The sequence below is a fragment of the Thalassobellus sediminis genome (genome assembly GCF_044386045.1).
GTDB lineage: Bacteria > Bacteroidota > Bacteroidia > Flavobacteriales > Flavobacteriaceae > Thalassobellus > Thalassobellus sediminis.
This window is the reverse complement of the sequence record NZ_JBISCD010000040.1, coordinates 284,841-309,429: the sequence shown is the minus strand read 5'-3', so window position 1 is coordinate 309,429 and position 24,589 is coordinate 284,841. Positions and strand designations below refer to the sequence as shown.

20 protein-coding genes are annotated in these 24,589 nt (G+C 30.6%); 7 read left to right on the top strand and 13 right to left on the bottom strand.

The window, feature by feature from the left end; translation table 11 throughout:
- Positions 1-7 precede the first annotated feature (7 nt).
- From ACH5TW_RS08130 to tsaB, 3 genes are all read left to right on the top strand, one after another.
- The gene (locus ACH5TW_RS08130) at positions 8-1,126 is read left to right on the top strand and encodes an efflux RND transporter periplasmic adaptor subunit (RefSeq protein ID WP_439336007.1); all 1,119 of its coding nucleotides are present in this window, start codon (positions 8-10) and stop codon (positions 1,124-1,126) included.
- Positions 1,110-2,465: a TolC family protein gene (locus ACH5TW_RS08125; RefSeq protein ID WP_439336006.1), complete on the top strand. Its 1,356-nt coding sequence runs from the start codon at positions 1,110-1,112 to the stop codon at positions 2,463-2,465. The genes ACH5TW_RS08130 and ACH5TW_RS08125 overlap by 17 nt, the downstream gene beginning before the upstream one ends.
- Positions 2,466-2,567: 102 nt before the next feature.
- Positions 2,568-3,248, top strand: coding sequence for a tRNA (adenosine(37)-N6)-threonylcarbamoyltransferase complex dimerization subunit type 1 TsaB (tsaB, locus tag ACH5TW_RS08120; protein ID WP_439336005.1), 681 nt, complete (start codon positions 2,568-2,570; stop codon positions 3,246-3,248).
- Between the two features lie 13 nt (positions 3,249-3,261).
- Here tsaB and ACH5TW_RS08115 read toward each other — a convergent pair whose 3' ends face one another.
- The 5 genes from ACH5TW_RS08115 to ACH5TW_RS08095 form a co-directional block, all read right to left on the bottom strand.
- On the bottom strand, positions 3,262-4,077 hold the full coding sequence (locus ACH5TW_RS08115) for a mechanosensitive ion channel family protein (RefSeq protein ID WP_439336004.1): 816 nt from the start codon (positions 4,075-4,077) through the stop codon (positions 3,262-3,264).
- 69 nt (positions 4,078-4,146) lie between these two features.
- Positions 4,147-4,500 (bottom strand): DUF1304 domain-containing protein, encoded by a 354-nt coding sequence (locus tag ACH5TW_RS08110; protein ID WP_439336003.1) that lies wholly within the window; start codon positions 4,498-4,500, stop codon positions 4,147-4,149.
- Complete coding sequence (locus tag ACH5TW_RS08105; protein WP_439337499.1) at positions 4,497-6,533, bottom strand: thioredoxin domain-containing protein; 2,037 nt, start codon at positions 6,531-6,533, stop codon at positions 4,497-4,499. Before ACH5TW_RS08105 ends, ACH5TW_RS08110 begins: the two co-directional genes overlap by 4 nt.
- 143 nt (positions 6,534-6,676) lie before the next feature.
- Complete coding sequence (locus ACH5TW_RS08100) at positions 6,677-6,877, bottom strand: dodecin family protein (RefSeq protein WP_439336002.1); 201 nt, start codon at positions 6,875-6,877, stop codon at positions 6,677-6,679.
- A 92-nt stretch (positions 6,878-6,969) separates the two neighbouring features.
- On the bottom strand, positions 6,970-7,872 hold the full coding sequence (locus ACH5TW_RS08095) for a NifU family protein (RefSeq protein ID WP_439336001.1): 903 nt from the start codon (positions 7,870-7,872) through the stop codon (positions 6,970-6,972).
- A 173-nt stretch (positions 7,873-8,045) separates the two neighbouring features.
- Between ACH5TW_RS08095 and ACH5TW_RS08090 the strand changes: the two genes are divergently transcribed.
- Positions 8,046-9,050, top strand: a complete 1,005-nt coding sequence (locus ACH5TW_RS08090) for a PorP/SprF family type IX secretion system membrane protein (RefSeq protein WP_439336000.1) — start codon at positions 8,046-8,048, stop codon at positions 9,048-9,050.
- Between the two features lie 33 nt (positions 9,051-9,083).
- Here the strand turns inward: ACH5TW_RS08090 and ACH5TW_RS08085 are convergent, their stop codons facing one another.
- The gene (locus ACH5TW_RS08085; RefSeq protein WP_439335999.1) at positions 9,084-10,241 is read right to left on the bottom strand and encodes a vWA domain-containing protein; all 1,158 of its coding nucleotides are present in this window, start codon (positions 10,239-10,241) and stop codon (positions 9,084-9,086) included.
- Between the two features lie 206 nt (positions 10,242-10,447).
- Between ACH5TW_RS08085 and ACH5TW_RS08080 the strand changes: the two genes are divergently transcribed.
- The 3 genes from ACH5TW_RS08080 (at position 10,448) to ACH5TW_RS08070 (ending at position 13,952) form a co-directional block, all read left to right on the top strand.
- Complete coding sequence (locus ACH5TW_RS08080; RefSeq protein ID WP_439335998.1) at positions 10,448-12,610, top strand: tetratricopeptide repeat-containing sensor histidine kinase; 2,163 nt, start codon at positions 10,448-10,450, stop codon at positions 12,608-12,610.
- A complete protein-coding gene (locus ACH5TW_RS08075) occupies positions 12,611-13,345 on the top strand; it encodes a LytR/AlgR family response regulator transcription factor (RefSeq protein ID WP_439335997.1) in 735 nt (244 codons plus the stop codon). It abuts the gene before it with no gap.
- A gap of 91 nt (positions 13,346-13,436) precedes the next feature.
- A complete protein-coding gene (locus tag ACH5TW_RS08070) occupies positions 13,437-13,952 on the top strand; it encodes a gamma carbonic anhydrase family protein (RefSeq protein ID WP_439335996.1) in 516 nt (171 codons plus the stop codon).
- A gap of 39 nt (positions 13,953-13,991) precedes the next feature.
- Here ACH5TW_RS08070 and ACH5TW_RS08065 read toward each other — a convergent pair whose 3' ends face one another.
- The 7 genes from ACH5TW_RS08065 to uppS all read right to left on the bottom strand — a co-directional run bounded on the left by ACH5TW_RS08065 (position 13,992) and on the right by uppS (position 24,588).
- Positions 13,992-17,120 (bottom strand): glycosyl hydrolase 115 family protein, encoded by a 3,129-nt coding sequence (locus tag ACH5TW_RS08065; protein ID WP_439335995.1) that lies wholly within the window; start codon positions 17,118-17,120, stop codon positions 13,992-13,994.
- Between the two features lie 205 nt (positions 17,121-17,325).
- Positions 17,326-18,222, bottom strand: coding sequence for a T9SS type A sorting domain-containing protein (locus ACH5TW_RS08060; protein ID WP_439335994.1), 897 nt, complete (start codon positions 18,220-18,222; stop codon positions 17,326-17,328).
- A 317-nt stretch (positions 18,223-18,539) separates the two neighbouring features.
- On the bottom strand, positions 18,540-19,319 hold the full coding sequence (gene murI / locus ACH5TW_RS08055; protein ID WP_439335993.1) for a glutamate racemase: 780 nt from the start codon (positions 19,317-19,319) through the stop codon (positions 18,540-18,542).
- Positions 19,320-19,388: 69 nt separating this feature from the next.
- Positions 19,389-19,895, bottom strand: a complete 507-nt coding sequence (locus tag ACH5TW_RS08050; RefSeq protein ID WP_439335992.1) for an OmpH/Skp family outer membrane protein — start codon at positions 19,893-19,895, stop codon at positions 19,389-19,391.
- A 40-nt stretch (positions 19,896-19,935) separates the two neighbouring features.
- On the bottom strand, positions 19,936-21,051 hold the full coding sequence (locus tag ACH5TW_RS08045) for an OmpH/Skp family outer membrane protein (RefSeq protein WP_439335991.1): 1,116 nt from the start codon (positions 21,049-21,051) through the stop codon (positions 19,936-19,938).
- Between the two features lie 212 nt (positions 21,052-21,263).
- A complete protein-coding gene (gene bamA, locus ACH5TW_RS08040) occupies positions 21,264-23,915 on the bottom strand; it encodes an outer membrane protein assembly factor BamA (protein ID WP_439335990.1) in 2,652 nt (883 codons plus the stop codon).
- The gene (gene uppS, locus ACH5TW_RS08035; RefSeq protein ID WP_439335989.1) at positions 23,848-24,588 is read right to left on the bottom strand and encodes an undecaprenyl pyrophosphate synthase; all 741 of its coding nucleotides are present in this window, start codon (positions 24,586-24,588) and stop codon (positions 23,848-23,850) included. The genes bamA and uppS overlap by 68 nt, the downstream gene beginning before the upstream one ends.
- Position 24,589: the final 1 nt, after the last annotated feature.

The window sequence follows — 24,589 nt, the reverse complement described above, 5'->3', positions numbered from 1 at the left end:
CAAAAAAATGAACAAAACAGTAAAAATTATTTTAGTAATAGTAGCCATCATACTATTAGCATTTGTACTTAAGTATTTTAAAGATGCAAATTCAAAAGCTATTGAAGATTTTAAAGTAGATGAACCTTTTTATACATCTATAAAAACAGAAGCAGTAGCTACAGGGAAATTAAATCCTGAAGAGGAAATAGAATTGAAACCTCAAATTTCTGGTATTGTAGATGAAATTTTTGTAGAGGAAGGAGATATCGTTAAAAAAGGTGATTTAATTGCTAAAATTAGAGTGGTGCCTAACGAACAAAGTTTGGTAAGTGCTAAGAGTCGAATAGCATCGTCAAGATTGTCGTTTGATAATGCCAAAGTATTATATGAAAGAAATAAAACTCTTTTTAATAAAGGTGTTATTTCTCAACAAGATTTTGAAAATAGTGAGTTGTCATTCAACCAATCAAAAGAATCTTTAGGGCAAGCTCAAAACGATTATCAAATTATAAAACGGGGTTCTATTTCTGGAGGAAGTTCTGCAAATACAAATATCATTGCTCAAATACCAGGAACTATTTTAGAAATTCCTGTTAGAGAAGGCGATCAAGTTATTCAAAGTAACAACTTTAATGCCGGAACTACTATTGCTACCATTGCAGATATGAGTTTAATGATTTTTGAAGGTAAAGTTGATGAAGCCGAAGTTGGTAAACTTGAAGAAGGTAAAGATATTAAAGTGATACTTGGTGCCATAAATGATAAAGAGTTTCCAGCAAAATTAACTTTTGTAGCTCCTAAGGGAATCGAAGAAAATGGTGCTGTACAATTCACTATTAAAGCAAATGTTACTATTGATGCTGAAACTAAAGTAAGAGCAGGTTATAGTGCTAATGCCGAAATAGATATAGAAAGTAAAGACAGTGTTTTTGCTATTAAAGAAGCATTACTACAATATAATAGAATAACAGAGAAGCCTTTTGTTGAAGTACAAAAAGAAGAAGGTAAATTCGAAAAAGTGAATGTTACTTTAGGTTTATCAGATGGTATAAATGTTGAAATAACTGAAGGTATTGAAGAAGGCGATAAAATAAAAGTGTGGAACAAAGCTTCAAAAGACAACGAAGATGAAGAAGAAAAATAATTTTAGAAATATTCACATGAAAAACTACTTTTTGTTTTTAGCGTTTATGATGCTTTGTTTGTCAGTTTCTGCGCAACAAAAACAGTGGACTTTGCAGGAATGTGTGTCACATGCATTAGAAAATAATATTACGGTTAAGCAAACAGAGAATTCGTTGTTAAGTAATGAACAAGATATTTTAGCAGCAAAAGGTCAATTTTTACCATCCGTTAGTGCTAGCGCTTCACAAGGTTTAAGTTTAGGTACTAGTTTAGTAGCCGAAGGTATTTTTGCCAATAGAACAAGTCATTCAACCAATTTGGGTGTTAGTGTGTCTCAAAATGTTTTTAATGGGTTTAGAACATTAAACCTTTACAAACAATCTAAACTTACAAGAGAGACTAACGAGTTAGAATTGAATAGAATTAAAGATGATATTTCTTTAAACGTGGTAAATGCTTATTTAAATGTATTGTTTAATAAAGAAAATTTAGAAACAGCAGAAGCGCAATATAAATTCAGCGAAACGCAATTAACACAAGTAAAAAATTTAGTTGATGCTGGGGTACAACCAAGAGCTAATATATTTGATGCTGAGGCAACCTTAAGTAGAGATGCACAACAAGTAACTATAGCTGAAAACAATTATAATTTAACGCTACTATCTTTGTCTCAATTTTTACAAGTCCCTTTTAATGATTTTAATGTTGTTATTATAGATGTTGATACGCCATCTGAGGCTTTATTATATACTAGTGTAACTCCTGTTTTAAACTATGCCTTAGAAAATAGAAACGAGATTAAAATAGCCGAAAAGAATATTGAAAATGCACAGTTAAATACCGAGATTTCTAAAAGTGGTTATTTACCAAGTGTATCATTAAGCTATGGCTTTGGTACCAATGCATTCTATTCAAATCTAGCTAATAATCAGGCGGCTTTTATAGACCAATTGGATGATAATAAAGGACATAGTTTTAACCTTAGAGTTGGTATTCCTATTTTCTCAAGATTTCAGAATAAAACTTCGGTTGCTAAATCAAAAATTCAAGAAGACAATAGTAAACTTCGTTTAGATCAAGCAAAATTAGACTTAGAATCTAATATACAACGTGCTTACACCGATGCACAAGCAGGATTGAAAGCGTATATGGCTGCAAAAAAATCGATGGCTTCACAAGAATTAGCATTTAATAATTCTAAAGAACGCTATGATATTGGTAATATGACTTCTTTTGAATTAGAGCAGGCAAGGGTTCAGTTAATAAATGCACAATCTTCTTTAATTAATGCTAAGTATGATTTTGTTTTTAAGACAAAAGTTTTAGACTTCTATATGGGAAAATCGTTAACGAATTAGACTTTTTGTTTTAATAAAATTTAAATGATAGTGTTATAGTTATTTCATTGCGGAAATATCAGAACAAAGTGATAGTTTTGCATGGAATAACTTGAAGTTAACATGAGTACATTAATTCTTAGTATAGAAACAGCAACAACCAATTGTTCGGTATCACTTTCAAAAAACGGAGAAACAATCGTTTTAAAAGAAGATTATGATAAAGGCTATTCGCATGCCGAAAGATTACATGTTTATATTGATGATATTTTAAAAGAAGCCAAGGTTGATGCTAAAGATTTAAGCGCCATAGCCATAAGTAAAGGCCCAGGTTCTTATACTGGATTACGTATTGGAGTTTCGTCTGCTAAAGGGCTTTGTTATGCTTTAGATAAGCCATTGATTTCGGTTTCTACTCTAGAAGCTTTAGCATATCAAGTAAATTGTAATGATGGTGTTATTGTATCGATGTTAGATGCCAGACGTATGGAAGTATATTCGGCTATTTTTGATTCAAATTATAATCAAGTAAGAGATACAGAAGCACAAATTTTGGATGAAACGTCCTTTGCAGATTATCTTGAAAAAGGAAACGTCTATTTTATTGGTAATGGAGTTGAAAAAACAAAGGACTTACTAAATCACCCTAATGCTTTTTTTATTGAAGATAAATTACCGTCTGCAAACGAGATGAGTTTGTTGGCTTATAATAAGTACAAAAAAAGCAACACCGAAGATGTTGCTTATTTTGAGCCTTATTATTTAAAAGATTTTGTGGCTTTAAAGCCGAAACCTAAATCTTAAAAAATCATATTTTTTAGCCTTCTTTGTGTATTTCAACTTGGTGTGGGTATGGAATTTCAATACCAGCAGCATCAAGTGCTTCTTTTACATTTTCAGTAACATCAAAGTATACATCCCAATAGTGTTCTGCATTACACCAAGGTCTTACTGCAAAATTTACAGAGCTATCTGCTAACTCAGAAACATTTACAGTAGGGGCAGGTGTTTTTAAAACTTTAGGGTGCGATGTTAAGACATTCATTAAAACTTCTTTGGTTTTTTTGATGTCTGCATCATAACTAACTCCGAAAGTTAAATCTACACGACGTGTTCCTTCAGTCGTATAATTAATAATAGTTCCGTTAGATAAAGATCCATTAGGAATAATGATTTCTCTATTTGATAAGCCAGTTAGTTTGGTTGTAAAAATTTCAATTTCTTTTACAACACCAAGTTCTCCTTGAGCTTCAATTAAATCACCAATTTTAATAGGTTTAAAAATCATGATTAAAACACCACCTGCAAAATTACCTAACGATCCTTGTAAAGCCATACCAATAGCTAAACCAGCAGCAGCTAAAAGAGCAGCAAACGATGTGGTTTCTACACCCATGGTACCAAGAACAACAACAATTAAAACAATTTTTAAAATCCAACTTAGTAAGTTTAATAAGAATTTTTGGAGACTTTCATCATAATCTCTTTTAGACATTACTTTTTCGGTGGTTTTTATAAGTTTTTTTATTACCCAAGAACCAATAATCCAAATAACAATAGCTCCTATAATCTTAAGCCCATATTGTAAAGCTAATTCAATCCATTTTTCTGTGTCGATGTTTTCTAAATCCATATAAATTTTAAAAGTTAAATTAGATACGCAAAATTAAAACTATTATAATCTTTAGCCTTGAAAATTGTACTAAAAAAAGCAGCTTATTAAAGCAAGAATAGCAGGAACTGCCTGAAAGTAAAATAGTTTAATTTGCTTTGTAGAATAAGACCCGTAAATACCTGCGATAGTCACACAAATAAGAAAAAACATAGCGATTTTTATGTCTTTTTGAATGATAGAGAATATTAACCCAGCAGCTAAAAAACCATTATACAAACCTTGGTTTGCTGCCAATACTTTAGTTTGTTCTGCAAACTCTTTAGATTTTATACCAAATGCTTTCATGCCTTTTGGTTTGGTCCATAAAAACATTTCTAATATTAAAAAATAGGCATGTTCAAATGCGACAAAGGCGATTAAAAATAATGTGATAGTGCTCATTCTTTTAAAAGTTTTATAGCTTGGTTTACTTTGGAAACTGGTAGTTTACATGCTTTGTTTACACAAACATAGATAAGTGTGTTGTTGGGGCTATATCTATTTTCTAATAAAGGCATATTGTTTTCAGAAGTGCTTCCTGCAATAAGTTTATTAGGGATATAGGTTTTGTTTAATGCTTTTATTTTTTGTTTAGCATCCTTTCCAACTATGGCTACTTCGTAATAAGGATTTGTAAAGTTTAGCATCAAATCTAACCAATTAGAATATCCAGATGGGTATTCCTGTATTTCTGGTTTTACATTATTTAACATCGTCATGGCTGTTTTTGAAAAGTGTTCGTTATCAAAATAATGAGATAATTTGAACAAATTTTTAGCCATGATAGAATTACTAGCAGGAATTACATTATCACGATATTCAATACTTCTAGATACTAAAGATTTATCTTGATTAGAGGTAAAAAAGAACATGTTGCTTTTATCGTCATAAAAATGATCAAATGTATAGTTTGCCAAATCTCTAGCGGTGTTAAGCCATGTTTCATTTAGAGTGTTTTCATAAAGTGTAATAAAGGCATCAATAGTTGCTGCATAATCTTCTAAATATCCGTTTATGGCACTATTACCATCTTTATAACTGTGATTTAATCCACCATCTTCTCGTAATTGATTCTTAATAATAAAGTGGGCATTCTTTTCGGCAGCAACCAAATATTCTTTGTTTTCAAAAACACGATAGGCATCAACATAGCCTTTAAGCATTAAAGCATTCCAAGATGTTAGTGTTTTATCATCTAATCTAGGTTTCTCTCTTTTATTACGTTCTTTTAAAAGTGTTGCTTTCCATTTTTTTACTTTTTCATTTAAAACGGCATTGGATATGTTGTGTTTTTTTATGATTGAAGCATCATCATTTTTTCTAATTAAAACATAATTATCAGCTTCCCAATGCCCGTAATTATTAATGTTGTAATAGTCAGCAAATAATTCGTAATCATTTTGTAAAATCACCTTTAAGGTGTCTTTATTCCAAACGTAAAAAGCACCTTCTTCAAGTTCTCCTTCAGTGTTATCGCTATCAGCATCTAAAGAAGAATAAAAAGCGCCATTCTCTGTAGTCATATCGCGCTCAACATATTCTAAAGTTTGGGTAACAATGTCTTTATATAATTCGTTTTTAGTGATGAGGTAGGCATCAGCATATAAACTAACTAATTGTGCATTGTCGTAAAGCATTTTTTCGAAATGAGGCACATGCCATTTAGCATCGGTTGAGTATCTTGAAAAACCACCACCAACTTGATCAAAAACACCACCATAAGCCATTTTTGTAAGAGTTAGGTTTACGTAGGTTTGTAATTCTTCGTTATTATTTTGATAAGCTTGTCTCAATAAAAAATGATAATTATTAGGCATCATGAATTTGGGTGATCTATTGATGCCACCTAAATTATGATCAAATTCTTTAGACCAATTACTAACAGCAGAATCAATATCGTTTTTTTTAAAAACAGGTTCGTCTGTATTTAATTCAACAACATCTAGCGATTTAATACCTTGTTCTAATTTATCGGCATATTCGTAAAGTTTTTCAGGTTTTTCAATATATAAAGTTGAAATTTTATCTAACGCATCTAGCCATTGTTCTTTCTTAAAATAAGTACCTCCCCAAACCGGTCTACCATCTGGTAGCGCAATCACATTCATTGGCCAACCACCGCTTCCTGTCATGAGCTGAACAGCACTCATATAAACTTGATCCACATCGGGACGTTCTTCTCTATCTACTTTTATATTAACAAAGTTTTTGTTCATTACTTGGGCTACCAAGCTATCTTCAAAGCTTTCATGTTCCATAACATGACACCAATGGCAAGCTGCATAACCAACACTAATAAGTATTAGTTTTTTATCAGCTTTTGCTTTTTCTAAGGTTTTATTGTTCCAAGCATTCCAATTTACAGGATTGTGAGCGTGTTGCAATAAATAAGGACTGGTTTCATTTATAAGATCGTTGGTGTATTTATGACCCATTGATTTTGAATTTTGTCCACCACAGCTAACAAGAATAGCTAATAATAGTAATTGTAAATACTTCATGTTTCAAAGTTAGCGAAATTTAGGCATAAAAAAAGCGTTCAGTTTATGAACGCTTTGATATGATTGTTTTGAAGTATTTATTCTACTTCAAAAGTAATTTTTAAATTCACTCTAAATTCTGTTACCTCACCATCTTTGACACTAGCACTTTGATCTTGAACATATACAGAACGAATATTTTTTAAGCTTTTAGAAGCGTGCTTTACTGCTTTTTTAGTAGCATCTTCCCAACTTTTCTCAGAGTTTGATAAAATCTCTATTACTTTTAATACTGCCATAATTTCTGTTTTTAAATTATTAAAAATTAAAGTCTCTTTTGTTTGAGACAACTTCTTCTTTGACACATTAAAAAGAGAAAAGTCACATTGTTTTAGCCATTAATAGCCTCAACAGTTTCAATTTTACCAGGTAGCATTTGTTTTAAAGTATTTTCTATTCCGCTTTTTAAAGTATATGTAGATGATGGGCAACCACTACAAGCACCTTGAAGCATCACACTTACATTTTTACTTTCAGCATCATAAGATATAAATTGAATATTTCCACCATCAGTTGCAACCGCTGGTCTTACATATTCTTCAAGGATATTTATTATTTCTTTAGATGTATCATCAAGACTTTCAAAATGAGAATCGATATGTGTTTCTGTCTTTTTAAGTGTTTCAGCCGCTTCTGGTAATACAATATCTTTTCCATCTTCTATATAACTTCTAATAAATTCGCGAAGTTCTATTGTAATATCTTGCCATTCTGCTATATCGTATTTAGTAATAGACACGTAATTCTCATCAATAAATACGCTTTTTACAAACGGAAAGTGAAATAATTCCGTAGCAAGTGGCGATAATTTAGCATCATCAATTGAGGTGAATTCAAAAAGTGCTGTTACTATCTTTTTATTGGCAACAAATTTCATTACCGATGGATTCGGAGTGCTTTCAGCATATACTGTTACAGCTGTTTTCTTAGTTTCAGCTGTGTTTTCAACTACGATGCCACCATCATTTAAATAGGCTTCAATTTGTTCGGCAACTTCATTTTTCACATCATTCCATTCAACAATATCATAACGTTCTACAGCTATAAAATTTCCAGAGATATAAACCTTTTTTACAAATGGTAAATAGAATAATTGTTGTGCTAAAGGCGATGTTTTAGCTTCGTCTATATTATTAAATTCAAAGCTTTGATGTTGCGTTATAAATTGATTTATTTCAAACTTTATTATGGCATTATTGGTTGTTTCTTTAACAGAAACCTTGAAAGTGTTCATTTTAACTAATTTTTTACAAAAATACTAAAAGAAAACTTTAGATATCCATATATTTGAGTTTTGTTGCCCTTTTTAAAGGTTGAAAATAGCGAGCTAACCTTTATTGTTTTTATGTGTAATTTTTTAATAATCAAGACGTTTATATAAAACCTAACCTACATTGTTATAAGTTTATGAAGTTAAAAAATGTTTTTCTACTAGCTATAGCAGTGTTCTTAACAAACATTGCATTTTCCCAAGAAGGATTGCCTATCTATACAGATTATCTTACAGATAATTACTATTTAATTCATCCATCTATGGCTGGTGCTGCAAATTGTTCTAAAGTAAGATTAACAGCTCGCCAACAATGGTTTGGACAGGATGATGCGCCCAAGCTTTTAACAATGAACATTAATGGTAGAATAGGAGATTCTCCTTCTGGAATTGGAGGTATCTTATATACTGATAAAAATGGGTATCACTCACAATCTGGAGCATATTTTACCTATGCACATCATTTAATGTTTTCTAGAAGTACAGCAGATTTAAATATGCTTTCTTTTGGTTTAAGCGCTGGTGTTATTCAATATAAACTAGATGAAACTACTTTTTTGTTTGATGGGCCAGATCCAATTATTGAAGGTATTGTACAAAGTGCTACAAACTTTAATATAGATTTCGGGTTCTCATACCATTACTTAGATTATTATGTACATGGTACAGTAAAAAATGTGCTTAAAAATGCTGGCGTTAATAACGATATAGAAATTACTAGTAATTTGAGACGTTATTTACTTTCTGTAGGAGGTGTTTTTGGGAAGTTTGGAAGTACATGGAGTTATGAACCTTCTATAATGTTTCAATATAAAGATGGAACAAAAGAAGCTTCTATGGATTTTAATGCCAAAGCATACAAACAAATGGATTTTGGTAAGATTTGGGGCGGATTGTCATATAGAACAAGTTTTGATGGTGCTCAATTTTTAACTAGTTCTGGAGCTGTTGATAGTCAAAAATTGCAGCAAATAACACCAATTATTGGAGTAAACTATAATGAGTTTATGTTTGCTTACAACTATACCTATCAAAATAATTCTGTAGTATTTACTAGTGGTGGCTTCCATCAATTTACTTTAGGGTATAATTTTGCTTGTAAGCGAGAAAAGTATAGCTGTAATTGTCCTGCTGTAAATTAAAAGGCCCATTTTTAAAAACGAGCCTCTTTTATATTATTTCCAAGTATATTTTTTCTTTTTAGCTTGTTCTTTAATAGCTTTAGTCATGGCATTTTCTAAACCATTTGTGTTTTTTGTTTTATGTTCAGCAATATAGACTTTACGTTTTGCGTCTAATTCTTGAATCTTTTTTTGAATACGTTCACGCTCTTTTCGTTTTGTATCAACGTAAGCTTTAATTTCATTGGCCGATTTTCCTTTAAGTTCTTCTGGCAAAACATCATCTTTGAGGTCTTCAATAACAACTTCATCTAGTGTTTCAGCATCTACTAAATCCCAAGTTTGGTTTTTATACAAATGCGAACTTTTACTTACAGTTCTACTTACAGCATTCGATTTGCTTAAATAACCTGCTTTAGAATCTTGTTCTGCTTGTAATGCTCTTTTGTCTTTTCCTTTTGAACCATAAATAACATAGGTTTTATTTAATTTTTTATTTAAAATAAGAATTTCATCATCATAAGGAGATGCAACATATACGGTTTTACGGTTCTGATTGATGGCCATATAATCACCATTTGTTAATTGTGCGCCATCTTTCCATGAACTTGAAATACCTTGGTTATAATCACCGCAAAAAATAGTGTTTATAGTAACATCTTTTTCTTTAGCATTTGCAGAAGCATCTTTGTAATTTGTTTTTCCTTGTGTAAAAGGCTCGTTACCAGCAATGAAAATTAGTTTTAAATCATCAGGATTATTAGCCCAATTTAATTGGTTTAATGATGTTTGTATAACCTGTCCGCAATATTCTTCGCCACCATTAGTAGTTAAAGAAAATAATTCTTTGGAGATTTCATCTAAATCGTCACTAAATGCTAATACTTTTTTAATATAGCCTTCTTCACCGTTTAATCGGTCGTTTCCATATTCATACAAAGCAATTTGTAAATTGGGTTTTTGATTACCACATTTAGCATAAGATAGCTCATTAACTATTTCCCAAAGTTGTGCTTTGGCTTGGTCTATTAATCCGTCCATACTATTACTGGTGTCTAGTAATAGCGCTACTTTAATATACTGCTTATTTGGGGTGTGATTGATGGTTTTGTTTTCAGAAGTATTAATAGCTTGTTTTTTGTTGTTAGCATGACAAGCTGTAAGACTTATTAAAGCGATGCTAAATAGGAATGTTTTAAAATGTGTTTTCATAAGATTGTTTTTTGATTAATACTGTAAAACTAAAACCAACCTTTTTTATAAAAAAAGCAAAATGAGTGAAGTAGACGTATAAATGAGTAAAGTGAATTTTTGAATGTGTAAAGCAGACTTTTTAGGTCTATAAGGAGCTGTTTTTGTGTCATATTCATTTTAATATACCAAGTAAAGTGCGTAAGTTTATCAATATAAAATAGTAGATGAAATTATTTTTAAAACATATATGGTTTATAGGCATTGTATTTAGTTCCACTGTTTTTTTTGCGCAAGAAAATGACAATGAAACGATAGAACCAAGATTTTCGGTTAGAGGTTCTGTAATTGAAAGCGATACCAGAGATGCTATACCAAATGTAAATATTGAAGTTAATGGAGGTGGGTATACAACTACCGATATGTTTGGAGATTTTAGAATAGAAGTAAAAAAGGGAGACGAACTTACTATTAGACATAAAGATTTTGAAACCGTTTATTATACCATACAAAGTAATGACCGTATTATAGTAGAAGTGCAACCGAATAAATCTGATAAGTATAAAAGCAAATTTTCAAAATCTAGAATTCCAATATTTAAATCGCTTATAGATTCTGCCGATACTTATTTAAAGAAAGACGCAAAAAAAAGTATTCAATTTGTAGCAGATGCTTTATTAGAAAGTAATTCTGTAAAGGAAAATAGTGAAGCTTATGAGGTTTTAGGCGATATTTATATGTACTGGAAACAATACGATTTAGCTGTTTCAAATTATAGAATTAGTATTCAAAATAGAGAAACTAATGCCGTTAATTTAAAGCTTGCTAACGCCTATAAACTCAATAAAAACTATCAAGAAAGTTTACAAACCTATAATGATATTAATAAAAAGGAACTTTCTAATTGGCAATTAGTGTCTTTGTATGAAGGATTAGGAGATGTGTATCTTTTAACGAAGTCTTACGAGCTATCTGTTAAGTCATATAAAGAAGGGTTACAGCTAGCACAAAAACATTTAATTACTCCTAAAATAACCGATTTAAATTCAAAAATTGCTCAGACTTATAATGATAAAGGGGAGGTTGATGAGGCAGAAGGTTATTTTAAAAAGTCATTAAAATTAGCTAATACAGAAAACAAAAAACGATCTGTTGAAGAGAAAATTAAAGTAGCAGATTTTGAAAATGCAAATAGTAATTATTCTGATGAAATTCAATTAAGAAAAGAAGCCTTAAATACTATTAGTGAATTAAAAGATTCTGTTTTTAATAATGAAAGTCCATTAACAATTCAAAAGCAGAACTATAAAATAGGTAATGCCTATGCTTTACAAAATGATTTTCCAAATGCTATTTCTTATTTAGAAAAAAGTATTGCTGAAGCTGATAAAAAGGAAGATATTATTGTACAAAAAGATGCCACCAGAAAACTATCTGATGTATATCGAGATGCAGGAGATTATAAAAAAGCACTAAGTATTTATCAAGAATACGTAAGTCTTGTAGATAAAGTTTATATTAAAAAAGAACAAGAAATATCGCAAGCAGCCAGATTTAGTAAAGACATTGTAAGTAAACAAAATAGAATTACAAGTTTAGAAAGTGATAGAGAATTGTCTGAAAGTAAATACCAATTAACAACAGAGCAAGCAAAAAGACAAAAGCTAATTATTTATTCACTAATTGGCGGTTTAATTTTATTATTGATTGCAGCTTTTTTAATGATAAAATATATAAAACAACAACGTTTAGCAAACAATTTATTGGCTTTAAAAAGTTTGAGAAGTCAAATGAATCCACATTTTATTTTTAATGCATTAAACTCTGTAAATAGTTTTATAGCTTCTAATGATGAGCGAACAGCTAATAGATATTTAACCGATTTCTCATTGCTCATGCGTGCTGTTTTAGAAAATAGCGAAGAAGATTTTATTCCGTTAAAAAAAGAAATAGAACTCTTGCAATTATATACCAAATTAGAACATTTTAGATTTCAAGATAAGTTTGATTATAATATTCATGTTGATGAGCATATTAATATTAGCGACTTTGTAATTCCCCCAATGCTTTTACAACCTTATATTGAAAATGCCGTTTGGCATGGGTTGCGTTATAAGAAAACAAAAGGGCTTTTAGAAATAAGTATTACACAATTTAAAACAGATGAAATTGTTATTGCAATTACCGATGATGGTATTGGGCGACAAAAATCGAAAGCTTTAAAAACTGAGAATCAGCAAAAACAAAACTCAAAAGGCATGGGTAATATTAAAAAACGTGTTTCTATTTTAAACGATATGTATAAAGATAAAGTAGATGTGTTTATTGACGATTTTCAAGATGAAGAAGATACAGGTACTAAAGTTGTTGTAACACTTAAAAAGGATTAAATGAAACTAACCTCAATCATAGTTGAAGACGAAGAAACAAGTAGAGATATTTTGAAAAATTATCTCAAAAAGTATTGCCCAAATGTTAATGTTATAGGTGAAGCATCAAACATTGAAGAAGCCTTAGTTTTAATTAGAAATAACGATTTAGATTTAGTATTTCTTGATGTAGAAATGCCTTATGGAAATGCTTTCGATTTATTAGATAAAGTTGGTGATGTTAATTTTGAAACAATATTTGTTACGGCCTATAATCATTATGCAATTGATGCTTTAAATGCACATGCTTCCTATTATTTAATGAAACCCATTTCTATAGACGAACTTATAAAAGCCGTGGATTATGTTACCGAAATTAAAACGAAAGAAGACGCGCTTCAAGATGAGGTTTTAATACCAAAAACAAATAGTGTTCATGGTAAAATAACCATCCCGCAACAAAACGGATTTGAAGTCATTAATACAGCCGATATTTTGTATTGTAAAGCCGATGATAATTATACAGATATATACCTAAATAATAATAAGAAGAAACTGGTAAGTAAAACACTTAAATATTTTGAAGACGCTTTAAACAATGCTAATTTTGTACGTGTACATAAATCGTATTTAGTAAACGTAAACGAAGTAGTTAAATATCTAAAAGGAAAAGGAGGAAGCGTGATACTAAGTAACGGACAAGAAATTATGGTATCTGCATCAAAGAAATCAGATTTATTATCATATTTTAAATAAGCATTTTTTGTCATTCCCGTGAAAACGGGAATCTCATTAATATAAAAACAATAAGATTTCCATTTTCGTGGAAAATAAAAATATATAAATTATGCCAGTAATAAAACCAGTAAAAGGAAAATTACCTCAAATACCAGACGATTGTTTCATAGCAGAAAACGCTACCATAGTTGGCGATGTTGTAATGGGAAGCGAATGTAGTGTATGGTTTAGCGCAGTAATACGTGGTGATGTTAACTATATAAAAATGGGTAATAAAGTAAATGTTCAAGATGGAGCCGTTATACATGCTACCTATAAAACAGCCCCAACCACTATTGGTAATAATGTATCTATAGGGCATAATGCTTTAGTGCATGGTTGCACAATTCATGATAATGTTTTGGTGGGCATGGGAAGTATTATCATGGACGATTGCGTTGTAGAAAGCAATAGTATTATTGCGGCAGGTGCCGTATTAACTCAAAATACACATGTAGAATCTGGTAGTATTTATGCCGGTGTACCAGCAAAAAAAATAAAAGATATTAGTCAAGAATTAATTTCGGGACAAATAGATAGAATTGCAAATAATTATATAAAATATTCTAGCTGGTTTAAAGAGTAGTTATTGTTTTAAGCCAGCGAGAATATTTTACAAAAATTTTTATTCTTTAATAATCATTTTAGAGTCTGTAGCACCATTTTCTGTAATAACTCTAAGTATATAAACACCTTTAGATAATCCTGAAGTAGATATAACTACGCTTTGATTATTATTTTTACTAGTCATTTGATATTTTTGAATCTGTTTTCCAGTAATATCTAGAAGTGTTAGATCTGTATTTTCACTTTCAATACCTGCAAGTTTACAAGTGAAACTATCTTTAAAAGGATTAGGAAAAATAGAGAATACTTTTTCATTATTTTCTAATGGTTTTGTATTGCTTAACGTGTCGCCATCATAATAAATTAGCACTTTATCAAAAATGATTCCTGGGTCGAGCGCATAAAGCCGTATTTTGGCAACATCACCCTCAGCTAAATAACTCATAGATGATTTAACATAGCCTCTAATTACATTTTTTTCCCAGTCTAAGGAAGGATAAGGTTGTTGTATACTAATAACTTTAGGTGTTTCACCATTAATGGAAATAGCCATACGAAGATCTCGACCTTCATATAAACGTCTAGTAGGTAAACACCTTACTTCTAAGCTAAAACCTTTTTGTTTTAAACTGATTTCTTTTTCTATATATGGAGCTAGATTCACATTGTTTATACTTGAAGCTGTATAAGGTAAGTTTACTACTGCTTTTTCAGAAGACGATAACCCTTCAATAACCTCCCAAGTAAATCCTTGAGCATTGGTCATTTTATCAAATTCCCAAGCAGGAATAATTACACTTGGATTAAGAATGTAATTAGAAGAATATTCTATTAAACCAGGTTCAGCAATTTTAATAGCTGCTATTTGAGCATTTGGTTCACGCTGATTAATAATTATTGTATTTGTTCCACTAGGAAGCAATAACGTATTAACTTTAATCCACTCAAATGTTTCTCCTGTAGCGTAATTGTTTTGAATAAACTGAGTTCCATTTATATTAACATGCCACGAGTCTTCTTCTACACTAGGTGTACGTACAAAAAAATAAATATCAGCATTTATAGATTGTGGTATTTCAAAAGAAAATTCAGCTTTACCTCCTGTACTTGGAGATAATAAAGCACCTGATTTGTTCCCCATAACAACACCATTTTCATATTTCATAGGAGAAATAAATGTTCCGTCAGAAAGATTGATATCAATTACATCTGCATGTTCTTTGTCTATATCTGCTTGTGTTGCAACAGGAGGCATATCATATACATTCTGACTTCTAATATCTGAACTCATAATTTTATTCCATTTACCATCTTTAATTCCCAAATTATAATAACTTGTTATTTCCTTTATTTTAGCATGTGCCGCTTTTGCAGTTTCTGAATATTGTATGGCGATAGGGTCATTTTTAGCAGCTGCACTAAAACTTTTGTAAGCATACAAGAATTTCTGATTCATATAATCGGCTCCACGAATTGGGTAATATACCATTTCAAAAAAAGCATCTTTTAAATCATCTGGAATTTGACTATAAGTTGCTTCTACTTTATTTGAAATTTCTTTATAGGCATTAAGTCTATATTCTATTTCAGAATCAGGAAATTTTAATCTGTCTATATGTTCTGGTTTTGCACTTTGTGCCAATTGAAAATATAAAGCATAAGCACTTGTTATATCATCTGCATATTCAGCTCCAAAGTTAAATGTAGCCCAATCATTTATGTAGTCGTTTACATTTGAAGCATCCCATTTATTATAATCGTAGGCCAAGTCTAGAGAGAAATTCATTAACATTTCAGCGGGTTTTATATCTCCAACATTGAAAATCCAAATTCTATCACCACCAAAATCTGCTGCTTTTTTCATTTCAGTAGCCAATAAAGCTAGAGGGGTTGAAGCAATCCATAAATAATCTGCAGGACTTCCCCAATAAGAAAGGTGATAATAAACGCCACTTCCACCGGAACGTAATTGTTCGTCCGGATTTGATACTTGACGTATATAACCATGATTGTCATCTACCCACCCCAATGTAATGTCATCAGGCAAATCCATATTGTTATTGTATTGGGCTAATACCTCTTTATAAGGCCAAAAAGTTTGTGGTACTTGCGTAATATCTGAATTAACATATTGAGTTAATAGATTTCTTTGAAGACTAATTACTTCTTCTAATTTTGCTGTTTTATCATTTAATGAACCCCCTATGCCCGAGTCGCCTGCACCACGAATTCCCATAGTATATATATTCTCATATTGTCCATTAGAAGCTACTCGATTTTCTAATACAGACATTATTGTATTTAGATTTGTATACGGATTCCATTGGCTTTTTGCATAAGGCCACTCTTCGGTATTATATAGTAGAGGCTCATGGTGTGAAGACCCCATTATGATGCCATATCTATCGGCAACAACTTTATTGTTTGGATAATAATTAAAAGGTTTAGTACTTGGATGCATTGCAGGCCATATATAATTTGCTTTTAATCTTAAAAGTAATTCAAAAACCTTTTCATAAGTTGTTGGTCCAATATCTTGTACTGGATCAAAAGTATATTGAGACCATTCTTGTAGCCCCCAATCTTCATCATTAATAAAAATACCTCGATATTTAACTGTTGGTTCATTTGATGAAAAATTTATTGGACATACATAAAGGGAATCTTTGTATTGTGGGGTAACATCTGCCCACCAGAAAAAAGGTGATACACCAATTGATTTTGATAATTCGAAAGTGCCAAATGAAGCGCCTCGTCTATCACTACCAATTATTACTAGTGCTTTAGTAATTCCTGAAATTGGAGAATCTATAGTTTGAACTTTATAGCTTTCCCATTTGTTTTCAATTTGACTCACATCAATTTTTCCACTATCAATAAGTTGTTTTATTAGGCCATCAGATGAAACTGTACCAATAATTACAACATATTCATTAATATCGGCAATGTTATTTGTAACAAGATGACTTATTCCAGTTACCATTTCAATATCTGAACTTAATAGGTTTGCGGTTATTCCTATTAATTCTGAATCATTAATATCATAATAAATTTTAGTATCACTTCCGTTAACAGAAAGAGGGAAGTCTGTTCCGCTATTACAATTTATTGGAATCTCAGAAGAACAATATGCTGTAGTAATAATTAATAAAAAGAGTATTGATAATATTTTTTTTAATGTAGTCATCTTTAATTTATAGATTATTAAATATTTGAGCAATATTTAGTACAGCTTGTTAATACACTATTAACTATTGTTTCTCCTTTTTTTAAGTTCTAGAATTAATCATTGTTTAAAGGGAGGGAGTTTAATAAAGAATTATTAGACTACCTCCCTTTAATATGTTTTTCTAATTAAAAGAAATGTTATTTAATTATATTTTTAACTATAATTAATATTTAACTATTTTCATGACACTTCTTTTGTTACTAGATTGTAAGTCTAAAATATAAGTTCCAGATTTTAACGAATTACCATATCTCTTAACACCTAAACTTAAAATACCTTCTTCTACCTTAGCTCCAAGTAAATTAAATATTTTATAAGAAACAGATTGTTCAGTAGTTTTTATGTTAAACCCATTTGAAGATGGGTTAGGGTAAACTTTTACAGATTTTAATGTGTTCTTTTTTGTACTAAGTACAATACCAGCTGCACTATTAAGATCTGCTACTGTATATTCAATATCTGATTTTCCAAAAGCAAACATATCAAACCTTATACCATCTTCTCTAGCTCCTATTTGAAAATCGAAGGTTGAATTATTAGCTAGAACACTATATGCAGTTTGTGCTTCAGCTTTCCCCATTTTTGAAAGATTTATCCATTTCCAAACTTCATTATTAGTGTCAGCAGTTAGTATTTCGCCATTTAAAATATCTGTTGGTTCTATATATCCATGTCTGTTAGTTTCGTTTATTTTAATCCAACTATCTGCTTCGGTAGAATTTTGTACTCCAAAACCTGCTGCACTAAAAAAACTATCATCAGTACCACCTCCAGGACCAATATAAAGCCTTACAAATAAATCGTAGGTTAAACCAAAACCACCATCAGGAAAAGTAACACTGTAGGTGATTACTTTGTCGTCACTACCTGGGAAATCACCACTAATTAAATCAGTTTTTGGTTGTACAAAAGTAACACCACTATCTGTGACTGTTTCATAATCTGTAGTTGCACTGAAAGTACCTGATTCAGCTTCAAAAACTATTGGATTGTTGTTTTGAGCAAAGACAGTAGTTATACTTAATAAAAGTAAATAAATTGGTAAAGTAATTTTTTTCATAAAGTTGTTATTTAGTTGTTATTTAAAATTTTGAAGGTCGATCCTTCTTTTTGGTTGTTAGTTAAACAAAGGTTTGTTTTGTGTTAGTGATTTATTTTAAAACAAAGGTTTGTTTAATAGAAAAACATTAAATGTAATTATTACGTTTTAAATATATTGATAACCATAAGTTTATCTATCCTGTACTTACCTGTTAAGGTGCGTTATTTAGTTGAAATGGTAAAGTATTCAGTTTAAAACATTTTTTTAATGAAGTATATTTAGAATTTTTTATTATTTCTAAACAATTTTATTATATAATTAGTTGTGCTTTAAAGTTAAAAACTCCAAAACTCTACATTTAATTTAGATTGTAAGAGGGATTTTAAAACTTCAGGGTTCCCATTTGTAAAAAACTCATTCTTAGTTTTTGAATAACCTGTGTTTAGTAAATTGTTTTTTTCTAAAACAGCCTTAGTTTGTCTTGCTACGGCTTCACCGGAATCTATTATTTTAACATGACTTGGAAGAATATCAATAAGTAATGGCATTAAATATGGGTAATGTGTACAGCCTAAAACTAAATAATCAATATTAGCATCTATCATGGGTTTTAAATAGATGTTTAAAAGTGTTTTGATCTCATCAGAAAGCAATTTGCCATTTTCAATAAGCTCAACAATGCCTTCTCCTTGCTGTTCTATTACAGTAACGTTACTAGTAAATAATCCAGAAGTTTTAGAGAACAAAGCACTAGTTAAAGTGCCTTTAGTAGCAAGAATACCAATAGCGTTTGTTTTAGTGTTTAAAGCAGCTGGTTTTATGGCAGGTTCTATACCAATGAAAGGTACCTGATAAGTTTTTCGAAGAAAATCTATAGCATTTGTAGTTGCTGTGTTACAGGCTACAACAATTAGTTTGCAACCTTTATTAATTAAATGTTCAGTGTTTTTAAAACTTAAATTAATAATGGCATCTTGCCCTTTAGGGCCATATGGTGCATTCATACTATCTGCCAAATAGATAGTATGCTCGTTTGGTAAAAGATTATGAATTTCTTTCCAAATAGAGGTGCCGCCAACACCCGAATCAAAAATACCAATAGGTTGTATATTCATAGTTTAACAAAAATAAAAAAGCTGCCTTGTAAAAAGCAGCTTTTAATATATTTATTTAAGTAATGTTAATTAGATGCCCAATTCTTTTTTAACATCATCAAGTAAGTTTTTACCATCAGCTAAAATTGTTACTCCTACAGATGAATCTAAAACATACTCATATCCTTGAGCTCTTCCAACTTTTAAAATAGCTGCTTTAGCTTTTTCAGTAATAGGTTGGATTAATTCTGCTTGTTTAGATTCTATATCTTTTCTAGCATCTGCTTCAAATTGTTGAAGGCGTTGTTGTTTTCCTTGAAGCTCTTGAGCTCTTATTGCGTTTTCTTCAGCAGTTTTTGTAGCTGCTTCAGCATCATATTGTTTAACTGTAGTTTGGTATTCTGTAATAGATGCTTGCATATCTGTTTGATATGTTTTACTTAAATTTTCAAGTTCTTTTTGAGCAGCTTTCATTTCTGGCATAGCAGAAATTAATTCTTGTGTGTTTATATGGGCAACTTTACTTTGAGCTTGTGTGAAACTGAAAGTTCCAATACATAATGCAGTTGCTAATAATAGAGTTTTAAATTGTTTCATTTTAAATAGTATTAATTGTGTTATAAATTATTAATTGTTTTTAGTTTAAACTGTCTTTTGCCTTTTGGCGTTCTTCTAAAATTTTCTTTTTTCTTTCTGCTAATTCTTTTATTCGAGCTTTTCTATCTGCTAATTTTTTTTGTCTATTTTCTTCAATTAGTTGAGCCCTTGTTTTTGTTTCAACTTTAACTTCTTTTGTGATTTCAGATTTTGCCGTGTTATCTGAATCATTAACTGTTTCTGTTGCTGTATTACTACTAGATGATTTTTCTTGTTTTAATTTTTCTCTTTCAGCTAGTTTCTTTTGTCTGTTTTCTTCAATTATTTGAGCTCTAGTTTTTGTTTCAACTTCAGCTTTCTTTGTTTCCGATTTAGCTGTTTCATCTTTATCATTCGCTGTTTCTGATATTGTATTTCTTTCAGCTAATTTTTCTTGTTTAGCTTTTTCTCTATCGTCTAATATTTTTTGACGTCTGGCTTCAGCTGCTTTTACTTTTGCTTCTCTTGCTGCTAATTTTTCTTGTCTGGCTTTTTCAATTGCACTTTCACGTGCTTCTTTCTTTTCTTCTAGTGCTTTTTCACGTGCTTCTTGTTCATAATTAATTTCTGGAACTAATTCTTCTTCTTTAGCTGCTTTTTTCTCTGCTTTTGATACCGCTTGTGTACGTTTTGCAGATCTTGTAATACTTCTTATAATTTGATCGCTTAAATCATATTGCCTTGCCGAATATAGCATAACAGCATCTGATGATTTATCAAAAATAAAATCATATTTTCTACTTGCGGCTAAATCTTGTACTGCTGCAAAAATTTGATCTTGTATGGGTTGCATCAATTGCTTTTTTTGAATAAACAAATCGCCATTAGGTCCAAAACGTTTTTGTTGGTAATCTAGGATTTCTTTTTCTTCAAAAGTAATATCTTCTTCACGTTCACTAATAAGTTCAGAAGTTAAAAGCGCTTTTTCATTACTTAGATCTTTTCGTTTTTGCTCAATAGTACTTAATTTAGTTTGAATTTCATTTTTCCATTTATCGGCTTTAGCATTTAATTGCGTTGTTGCTTCTTGATATTCTGGAACATTCTCTAAAATATATTCTGTATCTATATAAGCTATTCTTACTCCACGTTGCGCATATGAAGAAAAGCTTAGCATAAAAACTATTGTCAGTAAAAAAAGAACGTTGTTTCGCATCTGTTTAATGTTTTTTATAATTTATCAACTCATAAATTCTAAAAAAGACAGATGATTAATTATATATCTGTTACTTTTTTGAATTGTGTTTTCAAAATTAACGAATTTTAATCTTAAAAATTTCAATTCTCATTTAAATCATCATAATGTTATTAGAAAATATCGTGCCAAAATTAAAATTGTTGTCCAATTATGAAGTGAGTTTCCCAATTATTACTAGAACCTGGTTGTCCTGGAATATCATCGAAACGATGTCCAAAGTCGATACCTAATAGTCCGAATGCAGGCATGAAAATACGAATACCTAATCCTGCAGATCGTTTAATATCGAAAGGGTTATAATCTCTAAAATTATTATAAGAAGTACCACCTTCTAAAAACCCTAAAGCATATATTTTTGCAGAAGCAGCTAGCGTTATTGGATAACGAAGTTCTAATGAGAATTTATTATAAATAGTTCCTCCATCTTGATTTGATAAGGATTGATTTGGATAACCTCTAAGAGCAATTACTTCTCTACCATCTAAACTGAAATTACCAAGACCATCACCACCAAGAAAGAAGCGCTCAAAAGGAACTACACCTCTTGCATTATCATATGCTCCTAAGAAACCAAACTCTACACTTGGTCTTAAAACTAGTTTTTTTGCCAATTCTGTATACCATTCACCTTTAAATTTTACTTTATAAAATTCTAACCATTTATAACGTTCTTGATCTATTTCAGCTATTTTAGTTGAAGCATTACTTCTTTGAACATCAGTAGAAGTAGCATCATTAATGATAGATTGTTGCGCTTCACGATCATCTGCAATTGCTTTGTAATCTATACCATTAAATAAAGAATAAGGGGCTGAAAATTTTGCTGTTGCAGAAAAACTAGATCCACCAGTTGGAAAAATAGGATCTACACTCGTATTGTTTCTACTAAGGCCAACGGTATAGGATAAATTGTTAGAATACCCATTTCCGAAAGTAAATAAACCGGTGTTATAATTTTTTAAATCGTAACGTTGAAAACTGATGGCTTGAGATAATGTAAAGAAGTCATCTGGAACTTGTAAGCGTTTTGCTAAACCAAAAGTAATTCCTGTAATATTAAAGCTCTTGCTCTTATCAGCATTTCCAGTTTGAAAATCAAATAAAAATTGTTTAGTATGCGATATAGATGTTGAAAACTGTACCGGACGTTTACCTCCCATCCATGGTTCTGAAAAAGAAAAACTATAGGTTTGATAAAAACGACTTGCTTGTAAACGTAGTGATAGTTTTTGTCCGTCACCCATTGGTATGGGTTTGTAAGCTTCTTTTTTGAAGATGTCTTTTATAGAAAAGTTATTAAATGACAAACCAAGTGTTCCAATAAAACCACCGCCTCCATAGCCACCTTGTAATTCTATCTGGCTAGATCCTGTTTCTTTTACAGAATACTCCATATCAATTGTTCCTTCGTTAGGATTTGGGTTGATAAAATCTGGTGATATTTCTTGAGCATCAAAAAAGCCTAATTGTCCTAATTCTCTAACCGTACGAACCACATTCGCTTTACTATATAATTGCCCTGGTCTTGTGCGTATTTCTCTGTAAACAACATGATCATTAGTTTTGTCGTTACCTACAATAGTTACGTTATTAAAATAAGCTGGTTTACCTTCAGAAATTCTAATTTCTAGGTCTATGACATTATCATCTGCACTTACTTCAACAGCATTGATACTTGAAAATAAATAACCATTATTTTGGTATTGATTTGTTATATCAAAGGCATCTGGTTTACTATTATCTGCAATTCGTTTTTGTAATTCAACACCATTATAAGTGTCACCTTTATTAATTCTTAAAAGTCTACTTAAATACTCATTACTATAAACAGTATTACCTATAAATGTAATATCACCAAACTTATATTGTTCTCCTTCTATTACATCAATTTTAAGTGATATAGTTTTGTCATCATTTACAATAATACTATCAGATAAAATACGGGCATCTCTATAACCGTTTTCTTTATAGGTGTCTATAACATGTCCTAGGTCTGCTTGGTATGCCGAATCTATAAATTTAGATCGTTTTAATAATCGGATTCGATTGATTTTTTTTGTGGTTTTCATGCTCTTTCTAAGCTTTTTATCGCTTAAAACATCATTTCCGTTAAAAACTATATCTTTTATTTTAACTTTTTCACCCTTATCAATATTAAGTACCATATTAACTCTAGCTGTTTCTATAGAATCTTTTACATCTATAGTGTTAATATGTACTTTGGAGTTTAAAAATCCTTGTTTTTTGTATTTTTTTTCAAGGAAATTTTGTGTAGTTGTAATGAGGTTTTCGGTAACTTTAGTTCCCTTTTTTAATTTATTGTCACTAATAATACTTTCGAATTTAGATTTTTTTACTCCATTTATTTTTAATTCATTTAATTGTGGTAAATCTGAAAGACGTATTTCTAAATAAGCAACATTACCTTCAATTTTAGTAATATAAAGTTCGATGTCGCTAAAAAGTTTTGAGTTCCAAAGTTTTTTAATAGAGGCGCTTATTTCTTCACCCGGAATGGTTATTTCTTTTCCCTTAGTTAACCCTGAATAGGCTACAATAGTTTGTTCATTAAAACTTGTGTTGCCTAATACAGATATACCTCCAAGTGTGTATTTTTTTCCATTACTATATTCCAATTCTTGTGCATGAATATTAACACTACAAGCAAAAAAGAGCGTAATTAAAAAATACTTTAAATATGTTAAAGGTAAAATGCTAGTTAAGTTGTTCACTTGTTTTCCCAAATCTTCGTTCTCTTTTTTGATATTCAATAATAGCTTCATACAAATGCTGCTTTGTAAAATCCGGCCACAATACACTAGTAAAGTACAATTCAGCATAGGCAATTTGCCAAAGTAAAAAGTTGCTTATACGTTGTTCGCCACTTGTTCTTATAAGTAAATCTACATCAGGTAAATTTTGCGTGTAAAGATGCTCATTTATAATTGATTCATCAATTTTATCGGGCGAAATTATATTATTTTTAACTTTAATACTAATCTCTTTAACAGTATTTATGATTTCCTCTCGCGAACCATAGCTTAATGCTAGTGTTAGAGTCATTCTATTATTGTCTTTTGTTTGTTCAATAACTTCATGAAGCTCTTTAAAAACCTTCTTTGGCAAGGTGTTTAAATTACCAATAGCCGCTAGTTTTATGTTATTGTCTTGTAATGTTTTAATCTCTTTTTTTAGTGAAGAGACTAATAGTTTCATTAGTGTTTGTACTTCTAGTTTTGGTCTATTCCAATTTTCTGTAGAAAACGCATATAGTGTTAAATTTTTAACACCAAGTTCAGCACAAGCTTCAACAGTTAGTCTAACCGATTTTGTGCCATTTTCATGCCCAAAAGCTCTGAGCATTCCTTGTTGTTTAGCCCAACGACCATTACCATCCATAATAATAGCGATGTGCTCTGGAAGTCTTGTAATTATTATGTTTTCTTTTAAATCCATT

Excerpts from the sequence above, each read along its gene's own strand:
- ACH5TW_RS08130 (WP_439336007.1), top strand. The coding sequence starts at position 8 with ATGAACAAAACAGTAAAAATTATTTTAGTAATAGTAGCCATCATACTA.
- ACH5TW_RS08125 (WP_439336006.1), top strand. The coding sequence starts at position 1,110 with ATGAAGAAGAAAAATAATTTTAGAAATATTCACATGAAAAACTACTTT.
- tsaB (WP_439336005.1), top strand. The coding sequence starts at position 2,568 with ATGAGTACATTAATTCTTAGTATAGAAACAGCAACAACCAATTGTTCG.
- ACH5TW_RS08115 (WP_439336004.1), bottom strand. The coding sequence starts at position 4,077 with ATGGATTTAGAAAACATCGACACAGAAAAATGGATTGAATTAGCTTTA.
- ACH5TW_RS08110 (WP_439336003.1), bottom strand. The coding sequence starts at position 4,500 with ATGAGCACTATCACATTATTTTTAATCGCCTTTGTCGCATTTGAACAT.
- ACH5TW_RS08105 (WP_439337499.1), bottom strand. The coding sequence starts at position 6,533 with ATGGGTCATAAATACACCAACGATCTTATAAATGAAACCAGTCCTTAT.
- ACH5TW_RS08100 (WP_439336002.1), bottom strand. The coding sequence starts at position 6,877 with ATGGCAGTATTAAAAGTAATAGAGATTTTATCAAACTCTGAGAAAAGT.
- ACH5TW_RS08095 (WP_439336001.1), bottom strand. The coding sequence starts at position 7,872 with ATGAACACTTTCAAGGTTTCTGTTAAAGAAACAACCAATAATGCCATA.
- ACH5TW_RS08090 (WP_439336000.1), top strand. The coding sequence starts at position 8,046 with ATGAAGTTAAAAAATGTTTTTCTACTAGCTATAGCAGTGTTCTTAACA.
- ACH5TW_RS08085 (WP_439335999.1), bottom strand. The coding sequence starts at position 10,241 with ATGAAAACACATTTTAAAACATTCCTATTTAGCATCGCTTTAATAAGT.
- ACH5TW_RS08080 (WP_439335998.1), top strand. The coding sequence starts at position 10,448 with ATGAAATTATTTTTAAAACATATATGGTTTATAGGCATTGTATTTAGT.
- ACH5TW_RS08075 (WP_439335997.1), top strand. The coding sequence starts at position 12,611 with ATGAAACTAACCTCAATCATAGTTGAAGACGAAGAAACAAGTAGAGAT.
- ACH5TW_RS08070 (WP_439335996.1), top strand. The coding sequence starts at position 13,437 with ATGCCAGTAATAAAACCAGTAAAAGGAAAATTACCTCAAATACCAGAC.
- ACH5TW_RS08065 (WP_439335995.1), bottom strand. The coding sequence starts at position 17,120 with ATGACTACATTAAAAAAAATATTATCAATACTCTTTTTATTAATTATT.
- ACH5TW_RS08060 (WP_439335994.1), bottom strand. The coding sequence starts at position 18,222 with ATGAAAAAAATTACTTTACCAATTTATTTACTTTTATTAAGTATAACT.
- murI (WP_439335993.1), bottom strand. The coding sequence starts at position 19,319 with ATGAATATACAACCTATTGGTATTTTTGATTCGGGTGTTGGCGGCACC.
- ACH5TW_RS08050 (WP_439335992.1), bottom strand. The coding sequence starts at position 19,895 with ATGAAACAATTTAAAACTCTATTATTAGCAACTGCATTATGTATTGGA.
- ACH5TW_RS08045 (WP_439335991.1), bottom strand. The coding sequence starts at position 21,051 with ATGCTAAGCTTTTCTTCATATGCGCAACGTGGAGTAAGAATAGCTTAT.
- bamA (WP_439335990.1), bottom strand. The coding sequence starts at position 23,915 with ATGAAGCTATTATTGAATATCAAAAAAGAGAACGAAGATTTGGGAAAA.
- uppS (WP_439335989.1), bottom strand. The coding sequence starts at position 24,588 with ATGGATTTAAAAGAAAACATAATAATTACAAGACTTCCAGAGCACATC.